The 13786-nt window shown below is 61.3% G+C and carries 12 protein-coding genes; 11 read left to right on the forward strand and 1 reads right to left on the reverse strand.

Annotated elements, in window-relative coordinates:
- Positions 1 to 137 (reverse strand): hypothetical protein (locus Q0526_RS17385; protein ID WP_298736501.1); only part of this gene is annotated, 137 nt, incomplete at its 3' end.
- A gap of 278 nt (positions 138 to 415) precedes the next feature.
- On the opposite strand from Q0526_RS17385, the gene cysK reads away from it, so the two are divergent.
- The 11 genes from cysK (at position 416) to Q0526_RS17440 (ending at position 13786) form a co-directional block, all read left to right on the forward strand.
- Positions 416 to 1348 (forward strand): cysteine synthase A, encoded by a 933-nt coding sequence (gene cysK, locus Q0526_RS17390; protein WP_298736442.1) that lies wholly within the window; start codon positions 416 to 418, stop codon positions 1346 to 1348.
- Positions 1349 to 1662: 314 nt separating this feature from the next.
- The gene (locus Q0526_RS17395; RefSeq protein ID WP_298736444.1) at positions 1663 to 2490 is read left to right on the forward strand and encodes an RNA methyltransferase; all 828 of its coding nucleotides are present in this window, start codon (positions 1663 to 1665) and stop codon (positions 2488 to 2490) included.
- 132 nt (positions 2491 to 2622) lie between these two features.
- The gene (locus tag Q0526_RS17400) at positions 2623 to 3990 is read left to right on the forward strand and encodes an MFS transporter (protein ID WP_298736447.1); all 1368 of its coding nucleotides are present in this window, start codon (positions 2623 to 2625) and stop codon (positions 3988 to 3990) included.
- Between the two features lie 74 nt (positions 3991 to 4064).
- Positions 4065 to 4997: a zinc dependent phospholipase C family protein gene (locus tag Q0526_RS17405; RefSeq protein WP_298736450.1), complete on the forward strand. Its 933-nt coding sequence runs from the start codon at positions 4065 to 4067 to the stop codon at positions 4995 to 4997.
- A gap of 3 nt (positions 4998 to 5000) precedes the next feature.
- Positions 5001 to 5471: a peptidylprolyl isomerase gene (locus Q0526_RS17410; RefSeq protein ID WP_298736451.1), complete on the forward strand. Its 471-nt coding sequence runs from the start codon at positions 5001 to 5003 to the stop codon at positions 5469 to 5471.
- Positions 5472 to 5619: 148 nt separating this feature from the next.
- Complete coding sequence (locus tag Q0526_RS17415) at positions 5620 to 6603, forward strand: NAD-dependent 4,6-dehydratase LegB (protein ID WP_298736454.1); 984 nt, start codon at positions 5620 to 5622, stop codon at positions 6601 to 6603.
- Position 6604: 1 nt separating this feature from the next.
- Positions 6605 to 8290, forward strand: coding sequence for a DUF2142 domain-containing protein (locus Q0526_RS17420; protein WP_298736457.1), 1686 nt, complete (start codon positions 6605 to 6607; stop codon positions 8288 to 8290).
- A gap of 37 nt (positions 8291 to 8327) precedes the next feature.
- Complete coding sequence (locus Q0526_RS17425) at positions 8328 to 10322, forward strand: hypothetical protein (protein ID WP_298736461.1); 1995 nt, start codon at positions 8328 to 8330, stop codon at positions 10320 to 10322.
- Positions 10322 to 11008 (forward strand): hypothetical protein, encoded by a 687-nt coding sequence (locus tag Q0526_RS17430; RefSeq protein WP_298736464.1) that lies wholly within the window; start codon positions 10322 to 10324, stop codon positions 11006 to 11008. The genes Q0526_RS17425 and Q0526_RS17430 overlap by 1 nt, the downstream gene beginning before the upstream one ends.
- A 22-nt stretch (positions 11009 to 11030) precedes the next feature.
- A complete protein-coding gene (locus Q0526_RS17435; protein ID WP_298736467.1) occupies positions 11031 to 13121 on the forward strand; it encodes a hypothetical protein in 2091 nt (696 codons plus the stop codon).
- Complete coding sequence (locus Q0526_RS17440) at positions 13118 to 13786, forward strand: hypothetical protein (protein WP_298736469.1); 669 nt, start codon at positions 13118 to 13120, stop codon at positions 13784 to 13786. The genes Q0526_RS17435 and Q0526_RS17440 overlap by 4 nt, the downstream gene beginning before the upstream one ends.

Here is a 13786-nt window from a genome sequence, read left to right on the forward strand (position 1 = left end):
TTGATGTAGGGGTCCAGCTTCTGGCTGGCCACCTTCAGCCCGCGGGTCTTGAGCAAACGCCCCAGACTGGCCGCGGTGATCCCTTTCCCTAGACCGGAGACCACGCCGCCGGTCACAAAGATATACTTCGTCGCCATAAAATTCCCTCCACGTCTATGCAAAAAAACAAAAACAGCTATATTATACACCGCTCCGAACGCGTTTTGCAAGGGAAGGGGCCCCGCCGCTTTGCAAAAAATCTGTGGGGAATACGCGCGGTTTATATTGACAAAACCTGCGGCAGGGTGTACAATCACCTTATCCTACAAGAAAGGTATGAATACGCATGGCGAACCGTTCTCTACCCCGGCGGCGATGTTGCCCCGGCTGTCCATTCTAATAAGGAACACGATTTTTATAAGAGGAGACGAACACCATGAGCAAGATCTATACATCCGCAGAACAGTTGATTGGTCACACCCCGCTGTTGGAACTCACCCATATCGAAGCCGCCGAGGGCCTGAAAGCCCGGCTGCTGGCCAAATTGGAATATCTGAACCCCGCCGGCTCGGTCAAAGACCGGGTGGCCAAGGCGATGATCGATGACGCCGAAGCCACCGGCAAGCTCAAGCCCGGTTCGGTCATCATCGAGCCCACTTCGGGCAATACCGGCATCGGACTGGCATCGGTGGCGGCGGCCCGGGGCTACCGGGTCATCATCGTCATGCCCGAAACGATGAGCGTGGAGCGCCGCCTGTTGATGAAGGCCTATGGCGCCGAATTGGTGCTGACCGAAGGCGCCAAGGGCATGGCCGGCGCCATCGCCAAGGCCGACGAGCTGGCCGCCCAAACGCCCAACAGCTTTGTGCCGGGCCAGTTTGTCAACCCCGCCAACCCGGCAGCGCACCGGGCTACCACCGGCCCCGAAATTTGGCAGGACACCGACGGTCAGGTGGACATCTTTGTGGCAGGCGCCGGCACCGGCGGCACCATCACCGGCGTGGGCAGCTATCTGAAAGAGCAGAACCCCGCGGTACACATCGTGGCGGTAGAGCCTGCTACCTCGGCGGTGCTCAGCGGCGGCAAGGCGGGTCCCCACAAATTGCAGGGCATCGGCGCAGGCTTTGTGCCTGAAGTGCTGAACACCTCGGTCTACGACGAGGTCATGCCGGTCACCGACGAGGACGCCTTTGCCGCGGGCCGTATGATGGGCCGCAAGGAGGGCGTGCTGGTGGGCATTTCGTCCGGCGCAGCGCTCCATGCCGCCATTCAGCAGGCCAAGCGCCCCGAAAATGAAGGCAAGACCATCGTGGTACTGCTGCCCGACACCGGCGACCGGTATCTGTCCACCCCGATGTTTGCAGAATGAGGTCGCAAAGGGGACCGCAGTCCCGCGCGGAAATTGCCTGACGGGCCTATTTTAACGGGGGGCGGTGCCCGCGGCCCTTGGATTCCTCTTCGGCAGTATTTTGCCCCAAATCGCGCACTTGTCGCGGGCTCCTTGCACACAATTTTGGGGTAAATTTCCCTGTTTGTGTTACCGTCGTCGGCAGATATCCGCCGGCGGTGACGTTTTTTGGAAAAAAGTTGAAAGCCGCAGCAGGCCGCTGCGGCTTTTTGTTTGCATTTTCGGCGGTTTTGGCGTATGCTGGAAGCATCATCAACACAGGAGAGAAACGACCCATGCCCAACATTGTGGAAATTACCGACCTGTCGGCACCGGAACTGGACGTCTACGCCCGCCTGACCGAAGCCCAACTGCGCAGCAAGCTGGAACCGGAAAAAGGGGTGTTCATTGCCGAAAGCCCCAAGGTCATCGGCACCGCGCTGGACGCGGGATACCGGCCCCTTTCCTTTTTAATGGAGCGTCGCCAGATCGACGGTCCGGCGGCAGAGGTGCTGGCCCGCTGCCCCGACGTGACGGTCTACACGGCGGACCGTGGGGTGCTGGAACAGCTCACCGGCTACGCCCTGACCCGTGGGGTGCTCTGCGCCATGCGCCGTCCGGCACCCCGGACGGTGGAGGAAGTCTGTCGGGATGCCCGGCGGGTGGCGGTGTTGGAAGGCATCGTGGATTCCACCAACATCGGGACCATCTTCCGTTCTGCGGCGGCGCTGGGTATGGATGGCGTGCTGCTGTCGCCCTCCTGCTGTGACCCGCTCTGCCGCCGTGCCATCCGGGTCAGCATGGGCACGGTGTTTCAGGTCCCTTGGGCCCGGCTGGGGGAAAGCGCCGCCGACTGGCCCGAAGCTGGTCTGGCCCGGCTGCATGGGCTGGGGTTTTGCACGGCGGCCATGGCGCTGGACCATCGGGCCTTGCCGGTGGACGACCCCGGCCTGCAAAAGACCGAAAAACTGGCCATTCTGCTGGGCACCGAGGGGGACGGTCTGGCCGCCCAAACCATTGCCCACTGCGATGCCACCGTCATGATCCCCATGCAGCACGGGGTGGATTCCCTCAACGTGGGGGCGGCTGCGGCCGTGGCGTTCTGGCAGTTGCGGGCGCGGTAAGCTGCGGCGCTGTTGCGAAAATCTGACACTTTTTTACGCCCCGTTGACAGAAAACGGGGCGCTTTTGGTTGTTTTTCCCGTCCGGGGATAGTACAATATTTTTATGTTTGACAGGACGGGAGGAACTTGCGCATGGGTTTCCTGAAAAAATTTACCAAGCAGGAATTGAGCTGGATGATGTACGACTGGGCCAACAGCGCTCACTCGGTCATCGTGGTGACCATTCTGCCCATCTTCTTTGATTCGGTGGCGGAATACACCGCCGACAGCGTTTCCAGCATGTCCACTTGGGGGTATGCCACCAGCATCGCCATGGCCATTGTGGCGTTGTCGGCACCCTTCCTCGGGGTCTTTGGCGACATCCGCGGGATGCGCAAAAAGCTCTTCTCGGCTTTTTTGGCGCTGGGGGTGTTGTCGGTGGCTGGGCTGGCCCTTACCCCCGGCATGGACTTTACCTCCTCTACCGACGCCGCCGGCCGGGTGGCCGGCATTGTGTTGGTGCTTTACATTCTTAGTACCATCGGTTTTGATGCTTCCTGCATCTACTATGACGCCTTCCTCACCGACATCACCACCGAGGATCGGATGGATTCCGTCTCTACCATGGGGTACGGGCTGGGCTATATCGGCGGCTCCACCATTCCGCTGCTGATCTTCCTGATCATGAATGCCGTGGGCGTCCCCATGCTCACCTGCCTGTCGGTCATTTTTGCCATCACCGCCGTGTGGTGGCTTGTCTTCAGCCTGCCGCTGCTCAAAAACTGCGAGCAGACCTCCGGCAAGCCCTATGAGAAAGGGGACATCGGCCGCAACATCAAGGGGGTGTTTGCCACCATCCGAGAGATCGCTGCCGACAAACCTATGCTGGTCTACATCATCGCCTACTTTTTCTACATCGACGGCGTGCACACCATCATCAGCATGGCCACCAGCTACGGCACCAATCTGGGGTTGGATTCCGCCGGCATGCTGCTGGCGCTGCTGCTGGTGCAGGTGCTGGGCCTGCCCTTCTGCCTGCTTTACATGAAGCTGGCGGCCAAATTCGGGGCCCGCAAAATGGTGGGCGTGGGCATCTGCGTCTATATGTTTATCTGCGTTTTTGCCTTCTTTATGGACAGCCTGTGGCAGTTTTGGATGCTGGCGGTGCTCTGCGCCACCAGTCAGGGCGGCATTCAGGCGCTCTCCCGCTCGATGTTCGGCAAGCTCATCCCCGACAGGGACCGCAGCGGCGAGTTCTTCGGCTTCTTTGATATTTTCGGCAAGTTCTCTTCCATCCTCGGCCCCACGCTGGTGGGCGCTGTCAGCGCGATAGCCGCCTCTCAGATGCTGCAGGAGCAGGGCCTGACCGCCGCCACGGCCACCACCGAACAGGTGGATGCCATCAACAAAGCCGCAGGCCCTTACGGCATCCTGTCGGTGATCCTCATCATCATGGCGGGTGCGGCGCTCTATTTCTTCGTGCTGCCCCGCACCTTGCAGGGGGACGAGCGGAAGATCTGAACGTCTATTTGACTTTTTGCCCCCGGCGGGGTACAATAAGCTGCGTTTTGGAGTAGTAAGGAAGTGAACCCCTCATGCCGGAAGGCTACACCCATGTGCGCACCGCCCGTCAGGCGGCGGCTGCCATCCATTATAAAATCCAGTGCCCCGAAGCCTTCGCCGCGGGGGCCAATGGTCCCGACAGTTTTTTCTGCTACGAAGTCTGGAAACCCCGGGCCAAGCGGCATTATGATCTGCCGGGTCTGGGAAACCGCATGCACGAGGAGAAAACCGGGGCGTTTCTGTACAGCCTATGCCGCCATGTCAAGACCCGGCCGCAGGTAGAGTATGTGCTGGGCTTTTTGTGCCACTATGCCACCGACACGGTGGTACATCCCTTTGTCTGTGCGATGTGTGAGCCCGGGCAGCCCTATGGGGGCAAAGGCGGGCACGGCTATCTGGAGATCGCGCTGGATTCCGAACTGCACAAGGAGGATACCGGTGACGGCCGGGTGCTTGCTGCCGACGCCAGCCCGCTGCCCACCGGGGAACAGTTGGCCGATATTGCGGCGCTGCTGCACACCTGTCTGTTGGAAGTCTACGGCGAGGATATTCCGGTGGAATATCTGGCCGATGCCTTTTACCACACCTACCGGGTGCGGGGCTTGTTCCCCAGCCGCCACGGGCTCCGCAAAGCGGCGTTCCGGGTGGTGGAGATCTTCTTTGGGGGCAAGGGGTTCATCACGGGGCATCTGTCCCCCCGCAAGCTGTCGGGGGAATTGCCCGACGAATGGACCGACCCCTTCACCGGGCAAAGTCATGAAGGCGGCTTGTTTGCACTATTACCCAAAGCCCGGCGCCGCAGCGAAGAGTTTATGGGTGCTGCGCTGCTTTTCTGGCTGAAAAAGTACTCCGATGAGGAGTTCTGCCGCGCCATCGGCAGCATGAGTTATACGCAGGGGCTGCCCACCGCCCAAAGCGACCCGGCCGCCCCTTCGGTAGAGGAAAATACTACAAAAGGAGAATGACCTATGATTCGCATTACCATGCAAAACGGCAAGACCATCGACATCGAACTGGACCCCACTGCGGCGCCCATCACCTGCGAAAACTTTGAAAAGCTGGTCAAGCAGGGCTTTTACAATGGCCTGACCTTCCACCGTGTTATCCCCGGCTTTATGATTCAGGGCGGCTGCCCCATCGGCAACGGCACCGGCGGCCCGGGTTGGCACATCAAGGGCGAGTTTGCCCACAACGGGGTGGCCAACCCCATCAAGCATACCCGGGGCGTCATCAGCATGGCCCGGGCCATGGACCCCAACTCGGCGGGCAGCCAGTTCTTTATCATGCATCAGGATGCACCTCATCTGGACGGTGAGTACGCGGCCTTCGGCCATGTGGTCAGCGGCATGGATGTGGTAGACGAGATCGCGGCTGTCGAAACCGACTGGAGCGATAAACCCCGCACCCCGATGGTCATGGAAAAAGTGGAGATCGTCTGATTCCGTATCCAGTGAACGGGCGCAGGCTTAAGGCCTGCGCCCGCTTTTCGTTGTCGGCGGTTGAAATCTTTTGCAAAATCGGTTATACTGCTTTGTAATAGTATTGTAATTCCGGGCCTCGGCCCGTTTGGTAAAAAAGGAGCAAACCATGGCACATACCGTAATGGTCACCGGTGCAGACGGCTTTATTGGCAGCCATCTGACCGAAGAATTGGTCAAGCGCGGCGAGAAGGTACGCGCCTTCTGTCTGTACAATTCCTTTGGCTCTCTGGGCTGGATCGACACCCTGCCCCCCGAGATCCGCAACGAGATCGATATTTTTATGGGCGACGTGCGTGACCCCAACGGCGTGCGCACCGCCATGCGCGGGCAGGAGCGGGTCTTTCATCTGGCGGCCCTCATCGCCATTCCGTTCTCCTACCATAGCCCCGACAGCTATGTGGATACCAACATCAAGGGCACGCTGAACGTTCTCAATGCCGCCCGGGAACTGGACACCCAGCGGGTGCTGGTTACTTCTACCAGCGAGGTCTACGGTACGGCCCAGTATGTGCCCATCGACGAAAAGCACCCCTATCAGGGGCAAAGCCCTTACTCGGCCACCAAGATCGGTGCCGACCGTCTGGCCGAGAGCTTCTACCGCAGCTTTGATCTGCCGGTCACCATCGTGCGGCCCTTCAATACCTATGGCCCCCGCCAGAGCGGCCGGGCCATCATTCCCACCATCATCACCCAGTTGCTGGCGGGCCAGACCGAGATCAAACTGGGCAGCCTGACCCCCACCCGGGACTTCAACTACGTCAAGGACACCGCCAACGGCTTTATGACCATCGCGGACTGCGATGCGGCCATCGGGCAGGAGCTGAACATCGCCACCGGCGTGGAGCATTCCATCGGGGATCTGGCCAACGAGCTCATCGCCCAGATCAACCCCAACGCCACCATCGTCTGCGAGGCCGAGCGGCTGCGCCCCGAAAAGAGCGAGGTCAACCGCCTGCTGGGCGACGCCACCAAACTGCGCAATCTGACCGGCTGGGCACCGAAGTATACCTTTGAGCAGGGTCTGGCCGAAACCATTGAATTCCTGCGCGGCAACCTCGACCAGTATAAGGTCGGGCAGTATATCCTGTAATATGAGCGGGAACCTTTCCAAGAACAAACACCGCTATGCACCCACCGTTTGGCCCAAAGCCGTGCGGTGGGCTTTCGTGCTGGCGGTAGGTGCGTTGCTGGGCGTGGTGCTCAGCTATTATTGGCGGGTCTTTTACGGGCTGGATGCCCGGGGCATTCCGCCGCTGTGGCCTACGCTGCTCTGTGTGGGGCTGGGCGTTTGCGCCGGGGCCGTGGTGCTGGTCCTGCGTCGGGTCAAAGATTTTGCCGCCCGGGGGGCGGTCTGCATCCTGCTGTGCGGCATCTTGTTTGCCTTTGCCAACCCGCCGCTGCAAACCCCCGATGAAACCGAACATTACCTGCGTACCTATGCCATCTCGATGGGGCGGTTGGACTTTGACGCCGACCGCGGCTACCCCGAGGATGTCTCCCGGTTGATGCACGCCTTCCCCGGCGCATGGGTCAACGCCCATACCTCGGCCGGGGTGGGCGTCGACCCCGATACCGAGGAAGAACAACCCTACAATACGGCAGGCTACGCCCTGAAACAGTACGGCAAGGACGGTACGGTGCAGAGTGTGGCCGACAGTTTTGCCCAGTACCTGTCCGGACAGCCCGATGAGGGCGAACCGGTCACCGAGCCGATCAGCTTTTTGATTTTGCCCTTTTTGCCGGGGGCGCTGGGTATGGCGCTGGCACGGCTTTTGGGGCTGGGGGCACTGGGCTGTCTGTACGCCGGACGGCTGGGCAATCTGGTGGCCTATACGCTGCTCTGCTGGCTGGGACTGCGTGCGGCCCGCAAGGCCCGACCGGCCTTTTTGTGCCTGATGCTGCTGCCCATGTCGCTGTATATGGGGGCGTCCCTGAGCTACGACGCCACCCTGCTGGCCTGCTACTACCTGATGCTGGCGCTGTTGACCCGGCCCCAGTGGACCACCCGCACTGCGGCACTTTATGCGGCGGCCTGTATCTTTGCTAACGGCACCAAGCCCTACCTGAACCTTTTGTGGGTGGTGCTGCCGCTGCTGCCCACCAAGAAAGAATGGAAAGCCAAGGGCAGCCGCCTGCTTTGGGTAGGCATCTGCGCGGCAGGCGCGCTGGCCCTGACGATGGCGGTGGAGCAATACGGCGTACAGATGCGCTTCAACTACGGCACCATTGCCCGGCAGGGCGGGAGCGCGGTCAACGGCGGCGAACAGTTGGCCTTTATTTTGTCCAACCCGCTGCGTTATCTGGCGGTGTTGCTGGGTACACTCTATGAGAACGACGGTTTCCTTGGCCAGTTGGGACTGTTTGGCTGGAAGGACCTGCCGATTTCCTTCCTGAGCATGACCGGGCCGCTGGTACTGTTGGCGGCGGCGCTGCTCTGCACCCCCAGCACCGAAGCACTGGGCCGCCGCCGTCTGGGCGGGCTGAGTCTGTTTGCTGCGCTGTACGGCATCGGTGCCATGACCGCCATGTACATCACCTATACGCCGGTGGGCATGGTGCGGATCGTAGGCTTGCAGACCCGGTACTTTTTGCCGCTCTGGCTGCTGCTGGTTCTGGGCGTGGCGGCACTGGCCCGCCGCGCGCTGGCACCCCGTTTGACAGCGGTCCGGGCCGAACATTTGGCCTTGCCCCTCTGCGGCGGCTATGCGCTGTGGGGCGCGGTGCTCCTCTTCCAGCATTACTTTATCGGCCCTGTATACACTGTGTATTTGACATAACAAAATCAACAAATTGTACAAAAGGAGGCGAACGCCGATGCTGACCTTGCTCTGGGGCTTGTTTGTGCTGGTTCTGCTTACCGGTGGATGCGCGGTGCTCGCTTCGGGCGGCAAACTGCACGCTGCTCTGCTGCCGCTGCCCTTGCTGGCAGCCGCAGCGCTGCTCCTCTATGGCTTCGGCATCGCAGGGGCGCTGCGCATCGGCGCGGCACTGGTCATCCTGTTGTTCATTGCCCTCTGGGTGGTAGGGCTGGTGCGGCTGCGTCCGGCAGGGTTCCTCAAAGCCTGCCGTCAGACGCTGACTACCCCGGGCATCGCCCTGTTTTTGGGGGGCGCGGCCTTTTTCTGGGTGCTGTTTTTTGTGCTGCAGCCCATGTTTACCCAGTGGGATGAGTTTACCGCTTGGGGGCTGGCTCCCAAAATGGTGGTGGAGCAGGGCGCTTTCTATGTGGCGAACCCCGTCAACCTCAAAGCCAGTTTTACCTATCCGGCCACCAGCCTGATCACCTTTTTGTTTCAACCCTTCGGCGCTTGGGCCGAGTGGGCCTGTCTGGCAGCGCTGGACACGCTGGCACTTGCCTGTGTGGCGGCTGCCACGGCGCTGCCCCGGCAGCGGTGGTACAGCGGCGTGTTGGTCTTTGCAGCCGGGGTGCTGCTGCCTTTCTTTTTCCGGGACCCCACGCCGGGGGCTTATGCCACCCAATATGTCAATGCCATGGCGGACCTGCCCATGGCGATGCTCTTCGGCGGCACTCTCTGTCTTTATCTGGGCACAGCGGGCCGTCGGGGCGTTTTCTGGCTGACGGCGCTGCCGCTGGCCCTTTTGACCTTGACCAAGGACATCTGCTTTGCCTATGGCCTGATGGCGGCCTTCCTCATCGGGCTGGACCGGCTGGTGTGTACGGCGGGGACTTTCCGCCGCCGGCTGGGACAAGCCCTGCTGCAGGCAGGTGGTTTGGCGGTCGTGGTGGTGGCGGCCTTTGTAAGCTGGAGTTGCTACACCGCCGCCGTGACCCCCACCGCCGACACAGCGGCCAGCGTGGGCAGTGAGGGGCTGAGCTACGGCGCGGTGCTGGCAGGCGGCGTGCGCCAACTGTTGGGCATTGGCCGTGACGAAAAGTTTGCCCAGATCATGGCTGCTATGGGGGATGCCTTCTTTACCCGCCGCATCTGTCTGCTGGGCGGCGGCGCCATGGCGGTACTGGCCATTACGATGGTGGCGGCCGCCGCGTGGCTGGCAGCGGACCGGGGCACCGCCCGCCGGAGCATCCTCGTGATGCATTTGGCCTTTGCCTTCTGCTTTGCGGCGCTGTATGCCTTCCATCTGATTTTGTATTACTACAATTTCTCCGATTTGGAGGGCTTGGCGCTGAAAGATTATGACCGCTATCTGGCGCCCTACTATCAGGCTTGGATGCTGACCATGCTCTGTCGGCTGGCCGGGGCGGCCCGGGGCAAGCTGGGACGAGGCGCTTTGGCTGGCGCGGTGGCGGTGATTCTGGCGGTCTTTTGCTGGCGGGGCATCCCGGCGGCAGGTTTTTGGACCGACGCCGACAGTCTGTACACGCTGCGCGCCGATGTGCAGCGCCGGGCCGAAACGATGAACACCGTGCTGGATTGGCCGGACCGGGTGTTGGTGCTCAGCCAGGGCGACGATGCCACCCGGTGGTATTACTATCGGTATGAACTGACGGCGCAGGTCGTCAATGGATTTGGCGGCTTCTATGGCCGTCTGGGAGAAACGCAGGACCGCTGGGACAGCGATTTCATGAACTTGGTGGAGAGCGAAAACTGGACGCTCTACAAGAGTCAGGCGGTCTGTGTGCCCGAAACACTGGTCGCCTATATGGCCGAAAAGGACTGCGACTATCTGCTCATCGACCGGGCGGACGACTATCTGGAGCGGTCTTTCAGCCCGCTGTTTGAAGGCGGCCTGACCAGTGATATGCCGGCGACCCTCTATCACTTTGAGGGCGAGGATGCCGCGGTGCCCTTTACGGTGGCCGCGGTGGCGGAAAGCGGGGTGCAGTGATGGCACAGCGTATTCTTCCGCAGCGGCGCCGTCCGCTGTTTCGGCCGCAGCAAATTTTGCTGTTGGCCTATTTGCTGGCCGTGGTACTCTGGCTGGTGCGGGGACTGGTGGGCAGCGCGGTGATGCTGAACTACAAGTGGCAGGGCAAAATGCCCCAACAGACGGTGGCCCCCGAGGAACTGGTCACCGAAAGTTTTGCGCCGTACAGTTCCAACCAGTGGTGGACCCCGCCCGACGACGATCCGGCGTGGTATCTTTCCACCGACAACGACCCCCACATCTATTGGCAGGGGCAGGGATATCTGGAAACGGTGCGGCTTTATGCCGGGCACCAACTGCCCCCCGGCGGGGTGGCGCTCTACTACCTGCTGCCCGGCCAGACCGATTACACCGAGGCCCAAAAAGTCTACGCTACGGTGTCCGGTCCCGGCGAATATACCTTTGTGCTGGGGGGCAAATGGGTAACGGGGCTGCGCATTGACCCCGACAGTGTGGGCGGTGTGCCCACCTTGTTCCACGGCATCGAGCTCAACCCCGCTACGCCTTGGTATGACCGATTCCTGCCCAGCGGCGGCGCATGGCTGCTGCTGCTCTTTGGCCCGGCACTGGTGGCCGCGGCGGTATCGCTGGTGGGTTCCCTCTTCGGAAAGAGTCCGGAGGATGGGGAAGAACCCCCACAGGAATAACCAAACATAAAAGGAGACTCCCATGGAATTGCTCTGCGTACTGGCGGCAGTTCTGGCCTTGTTTTTGGCCAGCGCCGCGCTGACGCTTCAAGGCCGGGTGCCGGCAGGCATGGCCCCGCTCACGGTACTGTCCGGCATCGCCGCGGTGTTCACGCTGGCGGGAATGGCCGGGGTGCTCTATCCGGCAGCGTGGGCGGTATATGCCCTCAGCGTGGCCGGCGGGCTGTGGGCCCTTTGGCCGCGGAAAGGCCGTCCCGTCCCTTGGCGGGAACTTTTCACCCCGGGCAGCGTGCTGTTCTGGGGCATGACGGTGGCTTTTGCGGTCTATTTTTCCATCCGGCAACCCATGGCCAACGGCTACGATGAGCTGAGCCTCTGGGCCACCGCTGCCAAGATTACCAAGGTGGACAACAGCCTGTATTCCACCGCCACGCTGGGCACCCCCTGGGCGGTGACCCAGAATCCCGGTCTGCCGCTGATCAGCTATTTCTTCCAGTTCTTCGGCAGCTATGCCGACTGGAAAATCTATCTGGCCTACGATGCCCTCTATTTCGCTTGCTTTGCGGCGGTGCTCAGCGCACTGCCCTGGAAGAAATGGCGGGGGGCGGTGCCGCTGGCGGCGGTGCTGTGGTGTACGCCCTTTTTCTTTACGATCTACAACCATACCATCTATCTGGCCGACACCTACCTGACCTCCTACGGCGATGTGCCGGCAGGGCTGGTCTTCGGCGGGGCGGTGGCCATGTGGCTGGCCTTGCGCCAAACCGGCGGGCCTCGTTGGGCCGTGCTGCCTGTGCTGGCGCTGGCCGCTAACCTGAAAGCCAACGACTTTGTGCTCAGTTTGGCGGCGGCAGGGCTCATCGCCGTGGATGTCTGGTTCTTCTGTGACGGTCCTTTCAAACAGGGCCTTGCCCGCCGCACCGGGTTTGCCGCAGCCTGCTTTGCAGCGCCTATGGCCGTGTACTATCTGTGGAATGTGCGGTATGTGGGCTGGCTGGTGGCCCGCAACAGCGATTCCGGCGGCGTGGGCGAAACTTCCGCCGCACTGTCCGATGTGGTCATCAACGGCATCAAGATTTTGCTGGGCCAGCCGGTGGAAGGCTTCTTTGCCGAGCGAAAACCCCAGTTCCTGCAGGCTATGGCCGACATGGGCCACCAGTTCTGGACCAGTGACGGCAAGCTCAGCATGATCGGGCAGGGCCGCAATTTGGTGATCTTTATTTTGCTGGTGTTCCTGCTGGCTTTTGTGCTGGCGGCGGGCTGGCAGCTTCGGGGACGCATTGCCGCCATGGCGGTGCTGTCCACCCTCTGCTTTGTGGGATATAACCTGATGCTGGCCTTGAGTTACGGCTTTATCTTCAAAGCCTTTCAAGCCGAAGGACTGTACGACTACAACCGGTACATTTACAGCTATTATATCGGCTGGTTCTTGATGGCGCTGGGTTGCCTTGTGGTGGTATTGCTGCCCCAAATGGCCGTTCGGCAGGAAAAACCGACCGAACAGAACGCTTCCGTGGCGCAGTTCACCGCCACCCGGCGCGCGCCCCGCTGGGAGTTGGCAGGGCAGGGGGCGGTCCTGCTTCTGGCCGTGGCCATGTTGGTGCGGCAAAACCAGATCGTGCTGCCCCAGCTCAGCGTGCTGGGCTTTGCGGACAGTGAGTTTTCCGAACGGCGGGCGATTCGCGCCGAGGCGGAGCTGGTCTGCAGTTATCTGACCGAGGATGACCGGGTGTTTTTCGTCAGTCAGGGGGACAACGGCGAGGCATGGTTCTCGGCGGTGTTTGATTTTTACCCCATTTTGGTGGATTACTCCGGCATTGTCTCCGAGATGATCGGCGGCGGTGGAGAGCTGGGCCTGCCCGAGCTGAAACCCACCGAGGAAGGCCCCAAAAACTTCTACTACCACGGCTTTACCGCCGAAGAACTGGATTCCATTGTGCGGGGCAACGGCTGCACGGTGCTCTATCTGCAAAATCTCGATGACATCTTTGTGGAAAGCTATCGGGATCTTTTCACCGATGATCTGGCGGCGGCGCTTTCGGGCAAAACGCTGCTCTATCGGGTGACCGACGAGGGCTTTGCCCCTGTGACGATGGAGGTGAGCGCTTCGTGAAAAGACTGCAACACTGGTTTGCCCGCCGGGGCGCTCTGGCCCTGAGCTGCTATCTGGTGGCGGTGATCGTCTGGCTGGTGCTGGGGGCTTTCCATGGGGGCAGCGACGCGTTGGCCAAGCAGGCCGGCACGATGTATGAAACCGAGATCGCTGTCACCGACTGGCAGTGGGTAGGGCTGCAGGATGCCGGCAGTACCGCCGAAACCGCCGTGCTGGCTACCACCGACGGTGACCCCCAGATGATTCTGGAGGATGTGTCCGACATGGTGGTGCGCACTGTCAGCTATCAAGCCGACTTTGCGGGGGATGCCGGCGAGATGTGCCTTTACTACACCACGCAGGTCGGGCAGGATTACAGCCAAGACCGGCGGGTTTTCCCCGAGTCGCTGGGGGATGGGGCGTATCTGTACACGCTGCCCCGTACCACCATCGTGGCGCTGCGGCTGGATCCTTGCAGCCCCGGTGCCAACAAGACGGTGGAGATGACCTCCCCCACCGGCACCATCACGATAAACGCCGCTGAAACACTGCCCGCACTGTGGCAGTACTTTGTGCCGTCGTGGTATCAGGCGTTCTGTCTGGTGCTGTACCCGGCACTGGCCGCTGCGGCCCTTAGCTGGCTGCGGGCCGTGTGGCAGGCTTTGCGCCGCCGGAAAAACGCGTGA

Source organism: uncultured Subdoligranulum sp. (genome assembly GCF_937890665.1).